18 protein-coding genes and 1 tRNA gene are annotated in these 13279 nt (G+C 64.0%); 15 read left to right on the forward strand and 4 right to left on the reverse strand.

Going from position 1 to position 13279, the window contains the following annotated elements; all coding sequences use genetic code 11:
- The first annotated feature begins 100 nt into the window (after positions 1-100).
- The 3 genes from tnpA to tnpC all read left to right on the forward strand — a co-directional run bounded on the left by tnpA (position 101) and on the right by tnpC (position 2507).
- Positions 101-520, forward strand: coding sequence for an IS66-like element accessory protein TnpA (gene tnpA / locus ACTJI6_RS19220; RefSeq protein WP_440798008.1), 420 nt, complete (start codon positions 101-103; stop codon positions 518-520).
- Positions 514-873 carry an IS66 family insertion sequence element accessory protein TnpB gene (gene tnpB, locus ACTJI6_RS19225; protein WP_214273084.1) on the forward strand — a complete coding sequence of 120 codons (360 nt, stop codon included), beginning with the start codon at positions 514-516 and terminating at the stop codon, positions 871-873. Before tnpA ends, tnpB begins: the two co-directional genes overlap by 7 nt.
- A gap of 68 nt (positions 874-941) precedes the next feature.
- Complete coding sequence (gene tnpC, locus ACTJI6_RS19230) at positions 942-2507, forward strand: IS66 family transposase (RefSeq protein ID WP_080622378.1); 1566 nt, start codon at positions 942-944, stop codon at positions 2505-2507.
- A gap of 16 nt (positions 2508-2523) precedes the next feature.
- Here the strand turns inward: tnpC and ACTJI6_RS19235 are convergent, their stop codons facing one another.
- A complete protein-coding gene (locus ACTJI6_RS19235) occupies positions 2524-3525 on the reverse strand; it encodes a phage portal protein (RefSeq protein WP_440802993.1) in 1002 nt (333 codons plus the stop codon).
- A 66-nt stretch (positions 3526-3591) separates the two neighbouring features.
- Here ACTJI6_RS19235 and ACTJI6_RS19240 point away from each other — a divergent pair.
- Together ACTJI6_RS19240 and ACTJI6_RS19245 are read left to right on the forward strand one after the other, a co-directional pair.
- A protein-coding gene (locus ACTJI6_RS19240) for an IS5 family transposase (RefSeq protein WP_440803034.1) occupies positions 3592-4346 on the forward strand; the annotation gives its coding sequence in 2 pieces (ribosomal slippage) (positions 3592-3907 and positions 3907-4346; 756 coding nt in all).
- A 48-nt stretch (positions 4347-4394) separates the two neighbouring features.
- On the forward strand, positions 4395-4616 hold the full coding sequence (locus tag ACTJI6_RS19245; RefSeq protein ID WP_440802995.1) for a hypothetical protein: 222 nt from the start codon (positions 4395-4397) through the stop codon (positions 4614-4616).
- 135 nt (positions 4617-4751) lie between these two features.
- Here the strand turns inward: ACTJI6_RS19245 and ACTJI6_RS19250 are convergent, their stop codons facing one another.
- The 3 genes from ACTJI6_RS19250 to lipA all read right to left on the reverse strand — a co-directional run bounded on the left by ACTJI6_RS19250 (position 4752) and on the right by lipA (position 6415).
- A complete protein-coding gene (locus ACTJI6_RS19250) occupies positions 4752-5132 on the reverse strand; it encodes a Rap1a/Tai family immunity protein (RefSeq protein WP_440802997.1) in 381 nt (126 codons plus the stop codon).
- 173 nt (positions 5133-5305) lie between these two features.
- Positions 5306-5389: transfer RNA gene (locus tag ACTJI6_RS19255), tRNA-Leu, on the reverse strand.
- A 45-nt stretch (positions 5390-5434) separates the two neighbouring features.
- Positions 5435-6415 (reverse strand): lipoyl synthase, encoded by a 981-nt coding sequence (gene lipA / locus ACTJI6_RS19260; RefSeq protein WP_420899424.1) that lies wholly within the window; start codon positions 6413-6415, stop codon positions 5435-5437.
- 174 nt (positions 6416-6589) lie between these two features.
- Between lipA and ACTJI6_RS19265 the strand changes: the two genes are divergently transcribed.
- The 10 genes from ACTJI6_RS19265 (at position 6590) to ACTJI6_RS19310 (ending at position 13273) form a co-directional block, all read left to right on the forward strand.
- Positions 6590-7024 carry a hypothetical protein gene (locus ACTJI6_RS19265; RefSeq protein WP_126156152.1) on the forward strand — a complete coding sequence of 145 codons (435 nt, stop codon included), beginning with the start codon at positions 6590-6592 and terminating at the stop codon, positions 7022-7024.
- A 72-nt stretch (positions 7025-7096) separates the two neighbouring features.
- Positions 7097-7468 (forward strand): pore-forming ESAT-6 family protein, encoded by a 372-nt coding sequence (locus tag ACTJI6_RS19270; RefSeq protein WP_440802999.1) that lies wholly within the window; start codon positions 7097-7099, stop codon positions 7466-7468.
- A 148-nt stretch (positions 7469-7616) separates the two neighbouring features.
- Positions 7617-7982: an NADH-quinone oxidoreductase subunit A gene (locus ACTJI6_RS19275; RefSeq protein WP_275103847.1), complete on the forward strand. Its 366-nt coding sequence runs from the start codon at positions 7617-7619 to the stop codon at positions 7980-7982.
- Entirely contained in the window at positions 7973-8506 is a 534-nt protein-coding gene (locus ACTJI6_RS19280) for a NuoB/complex I 20 kDa subunit family protein (protein ID WP_440803001.1), read from the forward strand. Before ACTJI6_RS19275 ends, ACTJI6_RS19280 begins: the two co-directional genes overlap by 10 nt.
- A 3-nt stretch (positions 8507-8509) precedes the next feature.
- Complete coding sequence (locus tag ACTJI6_RS19285; protein WP_126156156.1) at positions 8510-9127, forward strand: NADH-quinone oxidoreductase subunit C; 618 nt, start codon at positions 8510-8512, stop codon at positions 9125-9127.
- A gap of 4 nt (positions 9128-9131) precedes the next feature.
- Entirely contained in the window at positions 9132-10370 is a 1239-nt protein-coding gene (locus tag ACTJI6_RS19290) for an NADH-quinone oxidoreductase subunit D (RefSeq protein ID WP_126156157.1), read from the forward strand.
- Positions 10370-11287: an NADH-quinone oxidoreductase subunit NuoE gene (gene nuoE / locus ACTJI6_RS19295; protein ID WP_440803003.1), complete on the forward strand. Its 918-nt coding sequence runs from the start codon at positions 10370-10372 to the stop codon at positions 11285-11287. Before ACTJI6_RS19290 ends, nuoE begins: the two co-directional genes overlap by 1 nt.
- Positions 11288-11306: 19 nt before the next feature.
- Positions 11307-11522 (forward strand): DUF5337 domain-containing protein, encoded by a 216-nt coding sequence (locus ACTJI6_RS19300; protein ID WP_440803005.1) that lies wholly within the window; start codon positions 11307-11309, stop codon positions 11520-11522.
- A 27-nt stretch (positions 11523-11549) separates the two neighbouring features.
- On the forward strand, positions 11550-12845 hold the full coding sequence (gene nuoF, locus ACTJI6_RS19305) for an NADH-quinone oxidoreductase subunit NuoF (RefSeq protein ID WP_126156160.1): 1296 nt from the start codon (positions 11550-11552) through the stop codon (positions 12843-12845).
- Positions 12842-13273 (forward strand): DUF5333 domain-containing protein, encoded by a 432-nt coding sequence (locus ACTJI6_RS19310; protein ID WP_440803007.1) that lies wholly within the window; start codon positions 12842-12844, stop codon positions 13271-13273. The genes nuoF and ACTJI6_RS19310 overlap by 4 nt, the downstream gene beginning before the upstream one ends.
- Positions 13274-13279: the final 6 nt, after the last annotated feature.

Here is a 13279-nt window from a genome sequence, read left to right on the forward strand (position 1 = left end):
GTAAGCGCGACGCTGATCCCCTCCTGCCGCTGGTGATCTGAACGGGCCAATCTCCGTGCGCATGAACGTCGGAGGTGTTGGCTTGGAACGAGACGGCAAAATGGGCGGCCATTTGGACGGCTTCTCGGATGGTGGGGTTTCGCGGCTGGAAGTGATGGAGGGGCCGACCGGGCGTCAGCGACGCACGAAGGCGGAGCGGGCGCGGATTGCGGCGGAAAGCTTGGTGCCGGGAACTTCGGTGACCGAAGTCGCGCGGCGGCACGGGACGACGCGCTGGCAGGTTTATGACTGGCGGAAGAAGCTACGGGACGGACAGCTTGTCGTGCCCGAGAGCGTGGCGGCACTGCCGATGTTTGCAGAACTGGTCGTCGAGGGCGCCGCAGCGGAGATGCCGGCAGAGACGGAGGCCAGCACCGGCGTGGAGATTGTTGTGGGTGATGTCGTGATCCGCGTCGGCGCAGATACCGATGAGGTTCTGCTTACGCGGTCGATCCGAGCGGCGCGGGCGGCGGCATGGTGATGCTCGGCCAGGGCGGGCCGGTGAAGGTCTACGTGGCGACGCGGCCGGTGGACTTCCGCAAGGGCATCGACGGGCTGGCGCTGGCGGTGCAGGAGATGTTCGGGCTCGACCCGTTCTGCGGGGCGGTCTTCGTCTTCCGGGCGAAGCGGGCAGATCGTATCAAGATTCTGGTCTGGGACCAGACCGGGATGGTGCTCGTTCACAAGCGCCTCGAGGGCGGCAAGTTCGTCTGGCCGCAGGTGCGGGATGGGGTGATGCGCCTGTCCTCGGCGCAGCTGGCGGCGCTGTTCGAGGGGTTGGACTGGAGACTGGTAAGACCCGAGCGGGTGCGCCGCCCGCTGGTTGCAGGGTAAGTGCATCCGACGCACTGGAGGCCCCGTTTTTACTGGCCAGAACGGCATCAGCGTGATTCACTTCAGGCATGGATGCCGACACTCTCAGCCGCGAGAACGCTCATCTGAAGGCCCGCCTCGCGGAGGTCGAGGCAGCGCTCGCGGAGGTACAGGAGGCAAACCGCCGGCTGGAGGGTATCCTGCGCACCTCGCAGCGCGAGCGCTTTGGCAAGAGTTCCGAGAAGTTGTCACCCGACCAGTTCAATTTGCCGCTCGAGGACGCCGAACTGGCCCAGGGCGTGCTTGAGGCCGCGCAGGAGAAGGCTGAAGCCGCGCTTTCCCGGGCGCGAGGGGAAGAACCTCGCAAGCCCGCGCGCAACCGTGGGCATCTGCCGGCGCATCTGCCCCGGGTCGAGCGCGTGATCGAGCCGGCCAGCACCCTTTGCCCCTGCGGTTGTGGTGAGATGGCCCGGATCGGGGAGGATGTCTCCGAGCGGCTCGACGTGATCCCGGCGCAGTTCCAGGTTCTTGTGACGCGGCGCCCCAGATATGCCTGTCGCCGCTGCTCGCAGGCCGTAGTGCAGGCTCATGCGCCCGAGCACGTCGTGCCGGGCGGCCTGCCCACCGAGCGGCTGATCGCATGGATCATCATCTCGAAGTTCGGCGACCACCTTCCGTTTTACCGCCAGGCGGGGATCTTCGAGCGGCAGGGGCTCCACCTCGACCGCGGCACATTCGGCAATTGGGTCGGCCGCGCCTGCTTCCACCTGATGCCCGTGATCGACCACATGAAGGTCCACCTGCGCGTCGCCGACCGGATCTTCGTCGACGAGACCCGCGCGCCTGTTCTGGAGCCGGGCCGGAAGGCCACCAAGAGCGGCTACTTCTGGGCCGTCGTATCCGACGATCGCGGGCATGGCGGTGCCGGCCCGCCCCTCGTGCTGTTCCACTACGCTCCCGGTCGGGGACGGGAACATCCGCTTAGGTTCCTGGCCGGATACCGCGGCCGGTTCCTGCAATGCGACGCCTACCAATCCTACAATGCGCTGACCGAGATCACGCGCGATGAGGGGCCGTGGCAGCTGGTCTATTGCTGGACCCACGTCCGCCGCCGCTTCGTCAAACGCGTCGAGAGCGACGGCTCGCCCATCGCCGAGGAGATGCTGCGCCAGATCGCATTGCTGTATCAGATCGAAAAGACCGTGCGCGGCAAGGACCCGGCCGTCCGCATGGCCATCCGACGCGAGCAATCCGCCCCGATCATCTCCGCGCTCAAGCCCTGGCTGGAGACCCAGCTCTCGCGCATCCCGCGGAAGTCCCTGCTGGCCGAGGATATCCGCTACACCCTCGCGCACTGGCCCGGCCTGATCCGCTTTATCGACGATGGCACCCTCGAGCTGGACACCAACCCGGTCGAAAACCAGATCCGTCCGATCGCGCTGACCCGGAAGAACGCCCTCTTCGCCGGGAACGAAATCGGCGCCGAGAACTGGGCCATGCTCGCCTCGCTGGTTGCCACCTGCAAGCTGTCCGGCGTGAACCCCGTCGACTACCTCGCCGATACCCTCCGGGCCATCCTCGACGGACACCCCAGATCCCGCATCGAGGACCTCATGCCCTGGTGCTACGACCAAGCGTCAAGCCTCGCTGCATAGGGCCTCGTCGTCGCGCTTACCTGCGAAACTGGATCAGGGCAGTTCGGGCGCTGGAGTAGTTGACGCCGCGCATGTCGCCCGACAGCAGGAATTCCGGCATCTGCAGGCCGGCTGCAATCTGCCTCAGCGATACTGCAACCAGTTCAACAGATTGGGCCATCTGCTGCGGCGTCGTGAACCGAACATCCCAACCGCTGGGCAGGACGCGCATGGTGCCAGGTTCAAGGCTTACGTCCAGCGGGCTTTCGCCGTCGCCTAGCGGGCTTGTGGCGCCGCCGTTCTGATCGATCAGGAAGCCGCACATCATGGCTTGGATCTTCGCCGTGACCTGCAAGGCGTCTTGAAGCTGTGAAAGTTCGTTTAGTGGCAGAATGACAGGTGCGAACCATGACAGGCCGCGCGTCTGCCCTGCGCCTTGCCTGCGAAAGAGGTGCAGCACGTCCGCAGCAACGACTCGAATAGGCGCCCGGAAGGTTTGATATTGATCAGTCGGGCGTGCCGGCCGGAAGTGGTAGGCGATCGGCTGATCATCGGCGTCATACTCGATGCCCGCGGCGATGTAGCGGCCGCCGCCCAACTCAACAGTATAGGACTCGTCAAGCTGTTCAGCTGGGACATGCTGCAGGCGAAGGGCGCCACGGTCATCGGTGCGCAGGATGATCAAGGCTTCACCATCGGTGGCAAGAGAGTCGATGATCTCGCCTTCAAGTTCGCCCAGGTGCACGGCTGCAGCCCAATCCGCAAAAGCTGAGTCCGTTTCTTCGGCGCCGCTCGTGAGTGTCGCGCCATAGCCAACAAGCGCCGTACGCAAGATTTCCGCGGCATTTGCAGCGGTCGGATCGTTGAACCGCAAATGCCGCGCACGGCCGCGCACCTGCGCAGCGCCTGCCAAGACTTCACTGCCAGTCGCCCCAAATGCTGGGGTAGAAGGCCAGCGCTTCCCGCTGGCGCCCTCCAACATACGGGTTTGGCGCGGCGGATCGGCCCTGCGGTTTAGGATGCGCGACAGGATGCCCATGGATCAGGATTCCAGCAATCGGCGCACGATGTCTGCCAAGGGCACAAACAGGTGCCCAGTTGTGAAATCGCCACGGCTGTCGTGCCTGATGACTTTCTTCCTGCCCTTGCGCCGTTCTTTCCCAAGAGCCATGGCAAGCCCCGCGTGGACGATCGTCGCGTCCTCAGTGGCATAATCTTTATCAATCGCAATGGGTTGCGGTGGTGCGATGCGCCGAAAGAATACGGCCCGCCTAAGACCCTCTACAACCGGTGGAAGCGATGGAGTGACAACGGGGTCTTCGCCCGTATCCTGGTCGGGCTGGCCACTGAGCGCGCCGAGCACGAGACGATCATGATCGACGCGACGTATTTGAAGGCGCACCGCACGGCATCAAGCCTTGGGGTGAAAAAGGGGGGCGCGGGCGCCAGATCGGGCGCACCAAAGGCGGCATGAGCACAAAACTGCACGCGGTTGCTGATGCCAAGGGGCGCCCGATCGGGTTCTTCATGTCGGCTGGACAGGTCAGCGACTATACTGGCGCGGCGGCACTGATCGGCAGCCTGCCGAAGGCGGGATGGCTGCTCGGCGATCGAGGTTGCGATGCCGATTGGTTCAGAAATACATTGAAAGACAAGGGGATAAAGGTCTGCATCCCAAGCCGGAAGTCCCGCAAGAAGGCCGTCAAATATGACAAGCGGCGCTACAAACGGCGCAACCGTATCGAGATCATGTTCGGCCGCCTCAAGGACTGGCGGCGCGTGGCGACCCGATACGACCGGTGTCCAGAGACCTTCTTTTCCGCCATCATCCTCGCCGCAACCGTCCTGTTCTGGCTATGATCAAGAACGAGTCCTGAGCCTAGTCAACAACGGCTGATCGAAAACATAATGAAGCAATACAGTTCGGTGGGGCTTTCTGAAGCGATCTACTCACAGGATACGCGTGAGAAAGCGGATCGCTATAGAGATGCACTTTCCGCTTTCAACACTGTGGTGACGGCTTCGGATAATCTCTTGGAGATGGCGCCGTTCTGGAGCGCTGCCTCTGAGGTCTTGAGCGCGCGAGACGACTTCCTTCGTTCGTTAGAAAATCAAGCGCTGGCAACTTGATCAGGCTCCAATTTCCGAGTCGTGGTGTGCAAAATTCCAGAAAAGTTGGTCATATCAAGGCGCAAATATCGGCCACAGGCTGGGTGTCAGAAAGGGCGCTCGATATGTTCAACCATGCCCGTCGCGTCTGGCAACTCAACAGGGATAGTGCCGCTCCAGCGCGACTGTTACAGTCCCGGCGCCTGGCCACTCTGCCATCTGCTCGACGCCTGCCTGCTCCTGCAGGGTATACAGAGAGCGGAACACAGTATCGGCCATAGTAGCGCGCGTCGTGCCGGCTGGCGGGCAGATGGATGCGCCCGAAAGAATAGCCGTGTCAAAGACTGCTTGGGCGTATCCGTTGCAGAAGCTGATCCAAGCTTCATCTGGAGTGCCGCAGGCGGTCACAACATTCGATGCGCTCATGTTCTGATTTTCACCGAAAGCGGACGTCCCAGCCAGTCCTAGAACACTGGCAACTGCAAGCGCGGGCCGGATATCAAACCTGCGAATCGGAATAGGGGTTTTTCTGCTCATAGGTTCACTTCTTAAGGCATGTTGATGGCCGATTAGGCGCCTAGATGAGGGCAGGGCGCAAGCGGACCTTCTCACTCTTTCTAAGCAGTCTGCTTACATATTGCTTACAAAAGCGCAGAACCGCGCGGTAACTGGACCGCTGCGCTTCAAGCTAACTACCTGTAAAGAAAGGCTGGTACCCGAGGTCGGACTCGAACCGACATGCCTTGCGGCGGCGGATTTTGAATCCGCTACGTCTACCATTCCGTCACTCGGGCCTTGCGCGTCCCGGCCTAGAACGGGAAGCGGGGATTTGCAAGGGGTCAGGCGCGGCCCAGCTTTTGCAGCCGCGCGTCCCGTAGCCTGGCGAAGTCGTCGCCCGCGTGATAGGAGGACCGCGTCAGCGGCGTCGCCGACACCATCAGGAAGCCCTTGCCATAGGCTGCCTTTTCATAGCCCGCGAATTCTTCGGGCGTGACGAAGCGGTCCACGCGGTGGTGTTTCGGCGTGGGTTGCAGATACTGGCCGATGGTCATGAAGTCGATATCGGCGGCGCGCATGTCGTCCATGACCTGCAAGACGCTGCCGCGATCCTCGCCCAGGCCGACCATGATGCCCGACTTGGTGAACATCGCCGGATCCAGTTCCTTGACCTTCTGCAACAGCCGCAGCGAATGGAAATAGCGCGCGCCGGGCCGGACGGTCGGATACAGGGCCGGGACGGTTTCCAGGTTGTGGTTGAACACGTCGGGCCGCGCCTCGACCACGATCTCGACCGAGCCGGGCCGGGATTTCAGGAAGTCGGGCACCAGAACCTCGATCGTCGAATCGGGGCTGCGGTGGCGGATGGCGCGGATCGTCTGGGCGAAATGCTCGGCCCCGCCGTCGTCCAGGTCGTCGCGGTCGACGCTGGTGATGACGACATGCTTCAGTCCCAGCTTCTGAACGGCATGGGCGACGCGACCCGGTTCGAACACGTCAAGCGCGTTGGGCTTGCCGGTGGCCACGTTGCAGAAGGTGCAGCCGCGCGTGCAGATCTCGCCCATGATCATCATGGTGGCATGGCCCTGCGACCAACATTCGCCGACATTGGGGCAGCCCGCCTCCTCGCAGACGGTGGACAGGCGGTTGTCCTTCATGATGTCGCGGGTGCGCTTGTAGCCGTCCGAGGTGGGGGCCTTGACACGGATCCAGGCGGGCTTCTTTGGCTGGGCCTGGTCGGGGCGGTGGGCCTTTTCCGGGTGTCGCTGGTCGGGGATCCGAAGGTCGCGCAAGGCATGTCCTTTCCGTCGCGGTTCCGTCAGAAATAACCCTTCGCCGCCTCAAGCGCAACGGAGGGACGCCGCGATCCGATGGCGCAGGGCAGGGTTCCGGCGGGCCGGCCTACATTCTTGTGTACCGGATGCGCGGAACAAGCCGGCGGTGCGCGGTGTTGGTCTGGCAATTCAACGCTGAAACGCAACAGATGGAGGACTGTCATGAAGATCAAGACCCTTACCGCCCCGATCGCCCTGGCCGCTGCCCTAGGCTTTGGTTCGGCCGCCTTCGCGCAGAACATGGTCGGCACCCAGCAGGTGAATGAGGCGGACATGGCCGCCGTTGCCGAACATTGCCGGACTCTCGCCGCAGGATCGAACGACCAGGTTGCCGGCAACGACGGCAATGTCGACAACGACGCGGTTTCGGGCACGATGCCCGACCAGGATGCCGGGACCATGGACGGCGCGCAGCCTACCACGGGCAACGAGGGCAATGTCGACAATGACGCCCCCGATCCGGCTGCGATCCCCTCGACTGCCGGTCCGGCCAGCGGCACGACGGGCCTGGAAGGCAACGCGGATGCCGATGAGTTCACGGGCAGCATCAACATGGAAGTCATCACCTTGGCCGATTGCCAAGCCGCAGGGCTGTAACGGACGGCGGACCAAGGACCATGATGGGGCAGCCTGGCAGGCTGCCCTTCTGCTATCCGACAGGAGGTTTCCATGCGTATCCTAGCCATGACCCTGGTCCTGGCCTCTGCCGCCGCCAGTGTTGCGCAGGACACGGCGCCGGATATCGCCATCGCGGCCGCGAAGAACCAGCAGGGGATCCTGGAATATTGCGCGGCCCAGGGGCATGTGGGTGTGCAGACGGTTCAGACCCAGGCCAAGGTCATCGCCGCATTCCCGCCGCCGCAGGACGCCGGGATGGTCGAGGACGCCTATCGCAAGGGTCAGGCGGGCACGGTCAGTGCCATGCAGATCGAGGAACCCTTGCAGGATGCCGCGGCCGGGCAAGGGATGACGGTCGCCGCGATGTGCGGCCAACTGGCGGCGGCCGCCGAACAGGCCGCCGCGCAACTGCCGCGGCAATAGGGGACGGCCCAGACCCGGAAGATGGGCTGGGGACGCACCCGCGATGCTTGCGCCCGTTGACCCCGCTGGCCCACGGGTCTAAACGGTCGCTCAGCTAACCCGTCGCGGGCAGCCACAGCTTTTCCGCGGCCGACAAGGGAACTTGCCCGTGGAAACCCTGCTTCAGGATTATCTTCCGATCCTCGTCTTCGCCGGTATGGCCTCGGCCTTGGCCCTGATCCTGATTCTGGCCGCCGTCATCGTCGCCGTGCGCAATCCCGACCCCGAAAAGGTCAGCGCCTATGAATGCGGATTCAACGCCTTCGACGACGCGCGCATGAAATTCGACGTGCGATTCTATCTGGTGTCGATCCTGTTCATCATCTTCGACCTGGAAGTGGCCTTCCTGTTCCCGTGGGCGGTCAGCTTCGCGGGACTGTCGGATGCGGCCTTCTGGTCGATGATGGTGTTCCTGGGGGTTCTGACCGTGGGCTTTGCCTATGAATGGAAGAAAGGGGCGCTTGAATGGGCGTGATGACCGGATCCCATACCGCTGGCCCTGATCGAGAGGTCGCGACCGCCAGCCTGAACCGCGAGTTGCAGGACAAGGGCTTCCTGCTGACCACAACCGAGGACATCATCAACTGGGCGCGCAACGGCTCGTTGCACTGGATGACCTTCGGGCTGGCATGCTGCGCGGTCGAGATGATGCAGGCGTCCATGCCGCGCTATGACGTGGAACGCTTCGGCACCGCGCCGCGCGCATCCCCGCGGCAGTCCGACCTGATGATCGTCGCGGGCACGCTGACCAACAAGATGGCCCCGGCGATCCGCAAGGTCTATGACCAGATGCCGGAACCGCGCTATGTGATCAGCATGGGCAGTTGCGCCAATGGCGGCGGCTATTACCACTACAGCTATTCCGTGGTGCGCGGCTGTGACCGCGTTTTGCCGGTCGACATCTATGTGCCCGGCTGCCCGCCCACGGCCGAGGCCCTGCTTTACGGCATCCTGCAACTTCAGCGCCGCATCCGGCGCACCGGCACTCTGGTGAGGTAAGCCATGGCTGTCTATCCCGACATCGACGCGCTGGAACAGCTGGCCGAGCATCTGAAGCTGCGCTGCGGGGAACAGGTTCTGGATGCGACCGTCGCCTTTGGCGAACTGACCGTAACCGCGACCCTGTCCAGCATCGTGGACCTGATCGAATTCCTGCGCAGTGACAGCAGCTGCCGCTTCTCGACCCTGGTGGACATCACTGCCGTGGATCATCCCGAACGCGCGCAGCGGTTCGATGTGGTCTGGCACCTGCTGTCGATGTACCAGAACCAGCGCATCCGCGTGAAGGTGGCGATCCGCGAAGATGAGGTCGTGCCGTCGCTGGTGCGGATCCATCCCTGCGCCAACTGGTTCGAGCGCGAGGTCTTCGACATGTTCGGGATCCTGTTCTCGGGCCATCCGGACCTGCGGCGGATCCTGACCGACTATGGCTTCAGCGGTCATCCCCTGCGCAAGGATTTCCCGACCACCGGCTATGTCGAGGTTCGATACGACGAATCCGAAAAGCGCGTGGTCTATGAGCCCGTGCGGCTGACGCAGGAATACCGCCAGTTCGACTTCCTTTCGCCGTGGGAGGGCGCGAAATACGTGCTGCCCGGCGACGAAAAGACCAAGGGGTAAGGCCATGGACGGCGATATCCGCATCAACAGCTATGACGACGGATCGTCCGACACTCTGGTCGGCGAACAGAAGATCCGCAACTTCAACATCAACTTCGGTCCCCAGCACCCGGCGGCGCATGGCGTGCTGCGCATGGTTCTGGAACTGGACGGCGAGGTGGTCGAGCGCGCCGACCCGCATATCGGCCTGTTGCATCGCGGCACCGAAAAGCTGATGGAAAGCCGGACCTATCTGCAAAACCTGCCCTATTTCGACCGGCTGGATTACGTCTCGCCCATGAACCAGGAACATGCCTGGTGCCTGGCGATCGAACGGCTGACCGGCACGGTCGTGCCGCGCCGCGCCAGCCTGATCCGGGTGCTGTATTCGGAAATCGGCCGGATCCTGAACCACCTGCTGGGCCTGACCACCGGCGCCATGGACGTGGGCGCGCTGACTCCGCCGCTGTGGGGGTTCGAGGCGCGCGAGCAGTTGATGATCTTCTACGAACGCGCCTCCGGGGCGCGGCTGCACGCGGCGTATTTCCGGCCCGGCGGGGTGCATCAGGATCTGCCGCCCGACCTGCTGGACGACATCGAGGCCTGGTGCGAGCATTTCCCCAAGGTCGTGGACGATCTGGACACGCTGCTGACGGAAAACCGCATCTTCAAGCAGCGCCTGGTGGGCATCGGCATCGCCACCGAACAGGATGCCCTGGACTGGGGCTATTCGGGCGTGATGGCGCGCGGATCGGGGCTGGCCTGGGATTTGCGCCGTTCGCAGCCGTATGAATGCTATGATGAATTCGACTTCAAGATTCCGGTCGGCAAGAACGGCGACAGCTATGACCGTTTCCTGATCCGAATGCAGGAAATGCGCGAATCGACCCATATCATGAAGCAGGCCATCCAGAAGCTGCGGGCCGAGCCTGCGGGCGACGTGCTGGCGCGGGGCAAGCTGACGCCGCCGCGCCGCGGCGACATGAAGCGCGACATGGAAAGCCTGATCCATCACTTCAAGCTGTATACCGAAGGCTTCCGGGTTCCGGCGGGCGAGGTCTATGCCGCCGTCGAGGCGCCCAAGGGCGAGTTCGGCGTCTATCTGGTCAGTGACGGGACGAACAAACCCTATCGTGCCAAGCTGCGGGCGCCGGGATTCCTGCATCTCCAGTCGATCGACTGGATGGGCAAAGGGCATCTGCTGGCCGACGTGCCCGCCCTGATCGCCACGCTCGACATCGTGTTCGGAGAGGTTGACCGCTGATGCTCCGCCGTCTTTCGCCCGTCCAGCCGGACAGCTTCGAATTCACCCCCGCCAACCTGGAATGGGCGCGGGCGCAGATGACCAAATACCCGGAGGGCCGTCAGCAATCGGCGATCATCCCGGTCCTGTGGCGCGCCCAGGAACAGGAAGGCTGGCTGTCTCGGCCCGCCATCGAATATTGCGCCGACCTGCTGGGGATGCCCTATATCCGCGCACTGGAAGTGGCGACATTCTACTTTATGTTCCAACTCCAACCCGTTGGGTCTGTTGCAAACATCCAGATTTGCGGAACCACCACCTGCATGATCTGCGGCGCCGAGGCGTTGATCGAGGTCTGCAAGCGCAAGATCGCGCCGACGCCGCATACCGTTTCGGCCGACGGCAAGTTCAGTTGGGAAGAGGTCGAATGCCTGGGGGCCTGTTCGAACGCGCCCATGGCCCAGATCGGCAAGGATTTCTACGAGGATCTGACGCCGCAGAAGCTGGAAGAACTGATCGATGCCTTCTCGGCCGGCCAGGTGCCGCTGCCGGGTCCGCAGAACGGGCGCTATTCCTCGGAGCCGCTGGGCGGGCCGGTCGCGCTGGCCGACCTGAAGGGGCAGGGGGACGACCGGAACGCCAGTGTGGCGCTGGCCCGCGATATCGGCGAGACGGTCAAGCGCATCGACGGAACCGAGGTTCCGATTCTGACCAAATGGCTGCGCACGCCTCGGGCCGCCGTTGACGACCAGACCGGCCGGGACACCGCGCCCGAACACGAGCCCCGCCCGGCCGAGGGCGCCCCGGCGGACGCGACCGGCGTGACCGAACAAGAGGCGCAGGCGGCATCGGCCGCGCGCCCGGTCTCGGACCGTGCCCCAGCGGGTGTGCGCGGCATCGAGGAAGCGGAACAGAAGGACGGCGAAACGGACCGCTAGGCGGCCAAAGGGGGCGGACATGGGCGGAACCGGGCAGGATCGCGATGCGGCGCAGATGCGCCTGGTCGCCATCGTCATCGCCCTGGCCATGTGCCTGTGGCTTCTGGTTCAGGCCCTTGGCAGCCATTATAACTGGGCGGGCAGGTGGGCCTTTGTGGCGGACCTGGCCGCGATCGGAGCTTTTGTCTGGTCGCTGCTGGTGACCTGGCGTATCTGGCGGCGCAGGAACGCGTGACGCCCGGATGAGAGGATTGAGAGCAGGATGCTGAAAGATCAGGATCGCATTTTTACCAACCTCTACGGGATGGGCGACCGCAGTCTGGCCGGGGCGCGCAAGCGCGGCCACTGGGACGGCACGGCCGAGATCATCGCCAGGGGCCGCGACAAGATCGTCGAACAGGTCAAGGCATCCGGCCTGCGCGGGCGAGGGGGCGCGGGCTTTCCGACCGGCCTCAAATGGTCCTTCATGCCCAAGGAATCCGACGGCCGCCCCTCTTATCTGGTCATCAACGCCGACGAATCCGAGCCCGCGACCTGCAAGGACCGCGAGATCATGCGCCACGATCCGCATACGCTGATCGAGGGCGCGCTGATCGCCAGCTTCGCCATGGGCGCCCACGCGGCCTATATCTATATCCGCGGCGAATTCATCCGCGAACGCGAGGCGCTGCAAGCCGCCATCGACGAATGCTACGACGCCGGACTGCTGGGCGCGAACGCGGCGGGGTCGGGCTGGGATTTCGACCTGTATCTGCACCACGGCGCGGGCGCCTATATCTGCGGCGAGGAAACGGCGCTGCTGGAGTCCCTGGAAGGCAAGAAGGGCATGCCGCGCATGAAGCCGCCGTTCCCGGCGGGCGCGGGGCTTTACGGCTGCCCGACCACGGTGAACAACGTCGAATCCATCGCCGTGACGCCCACCATCCTGCGGCGCGGCCCGGAATGGTTCGCGGGCTTCGGCCGCCCGAACAACGCGGGCGTCAAGCTGTTCGGCCTGACCGGGCACCTCAACACCCCCTGCGTGGTCGAGGAAACCATGTCGATCAGCATGAAGGAACTGATTGAGAAGCATGGCGGCGGTGTGCGCGGCGGCTGGAAGAACCTCAAGGCGGTGATCCCCGGCGGGGCGTCCTGTCCGGTATTGACGGCCGAGCAGTGCGAAAACGCCATCATGGACTATGACGGGATGCGCGAATTGCGGTCGTCCTTCGGCACCGCCTGCATGATCGTGATGGACCAGCAGACCGATGTCATCAAGGCGATCTGGCGCCTGTCCAAGTTCTTCAAGCACGAAAGTTGCGGCCAGTGCACGCCCTGCCGCGAAGGCACCGGCTGGATGATGCGGGTGATGGAGCGTCTTGTGCGCGGCGATGCCGAGGTCGAGGAAATCGACATGCTGTTCGACGTGACCAAACAGGTCGAGGGCCACACCATCTGCGCCCTGGGCGACGCCGCCGCCTGGCCGATCCAGGGGCTGATCCGCAACTTCCGCGAAGAGATCGAGGACCGCATCAAGGCCAAGCGGACCGGCCGGATGGGGGCGATGGCGGCGGAATGACGGGTCTGGCGGCATATTCGCGCAAGGCACGGGCTGCGCTGCTGGCGCTGGCCTGCGGTGCTGCGCTTGCTGCCCCCGCCGCCGCCCTGCCGCCCTTGTCGCAGGAACGCCATATCAACGACAGCCTGATTCAGGCGCGGGTGGCGGATGTGCTGCGCAGGGGCTGCCCGTCTCTGGACGCGCGGCTGATCCGGGCCTTTTCCGAGGCGCGCAAACTGAAGCGCTATGCCCAAGGCCTGGGCTATAGCGACCGGGAAATAGACGCCTTCCTGGGCAGCAAGGAAGAACGCCGCCGCATCTATGCCGAGGCCGACCGTTATATGGTCGCCAATGGGGTGGTGAACGGCCAGCCCGAGACATTCTGCCGCCTGGGGCGGCAAGAGATAGCCCGGAAGACGATCGCCGGATCGCTTCTGGTTGCCAGGTAAGGAAGA

The organism is Paracoccus sp. 22332 (genome assembly GCF_052045125.1).
Lineage (GTDB): Bacteria > Pseudomonadota > Alphaproteobacteria > Rhodobacterales > Rhodobacteraceae > Paracoccus > Paracoccus haematequi_A.

Bases quoted from the DNA above. Each gene is read 5' to 3' on its own strand.
- tnpA (WP_440798008.1), top strand. From the start codon at position 101: ATGGGCGGCCATTTGGACGGCTTCTCGGATGGTGGGGTTTCGCGGCTG.
- tnpB (WP_214273084.1), top strand. From the start codon at position 514: ATGGTGATGCTCGGCCAGGGCGGGCCGGTGAAGGTCTACGTGGCGACG.
- tnpC (WP_080622378.1), top strand. From the start codon at position 942: ATGGATGCCGACACTCTCAGCCGCGAGAACGCTCATCTGAAGGCCCGC.
- ACTJI6_RS19235 (WP_440802993.1), bottom strand. From the start codon at position 3,525: ATGGGCATCCTGTCGCGCATCCTAAACCGCAGGGCCGATCCGCCGCGC.
- ACTJI6_RS19245 (WP_440802995.1), top strand. From the start codon at position 4,395: ATGAAGCAATACAGTTCGGTGGGGCTTTCTGAAGCGATCTACTCACAG.
- ACTJI6_RS19250 (WP_440802997.1), bottom strand. From the start codon at position 5,132: ATGAGCAGAAAAACCCCTATTCCGATTCGCAGGTTTGATATCCGGCCC.
- ACTJI6_RS19265 (WP_126156152.1), top strand. From the start codon at position 6,590: ATGAAGATCAAGACCCTTACCGCCCCGATCGCCCTGGCCGCTGCCCTA.
- ACTJI6_RS19270 (WP_440802999.1), top strand. From the start codon at position 7,097: ATGCGTATCCTAGCCATGACCCTGGTCCTGGCCTCTGCCGCCGCCAGT.
- ACTJI6_RS19280 (WP_440803001.1), top strand. From the start codon at position 7,973: ATGGGCGTGATGACCGGATCCCATACCGCTGGCCCTGATCGAGAGGTC.
- ACTJI6_RS19285 (WP_126156156.1), top strand. From the start codon at position 8,510: ATGGCTGTCTATCCCGACATCGACGCGCTGGAACAGCTGGCCGAGCAT.
- ACTJI6_RS19290 (WP_126156157.1), top strand. From the start codon at position 9,132: ATGGACGGCGATATCCGCATCAACAGCTATGACGACGGATCGTCCGAC.
- nuoE (WP_440803003.1), top strand. From the start codon at position 10,370: ATGCTCCGCCGTCTTTCGCCCGTCCAGCCGGACAGCTTCGAATTCACC.
- ACTJI6_RS19300 (WP_440803005.1), top strand. From the start codon at position 11,307: ATGGGCGGAACCGGGCAGGATCGCGATGCGGCGCAGATGCGCCTGGTC.
- nuoF (WP_126156160.1), top strand. From the start codon at position 11,550: ATGCTGAAAGATCAGGATCGCATTTTTACCAACCTCTACGGGATGGGC.
- ACTJI6_RS19310 (WP_440803007.1), top strand. From the start codon at position 12,842: ATGACGGGTCTGGCGGCATATTCGCGCAAGGCACGGGCTGCGCTGCTG.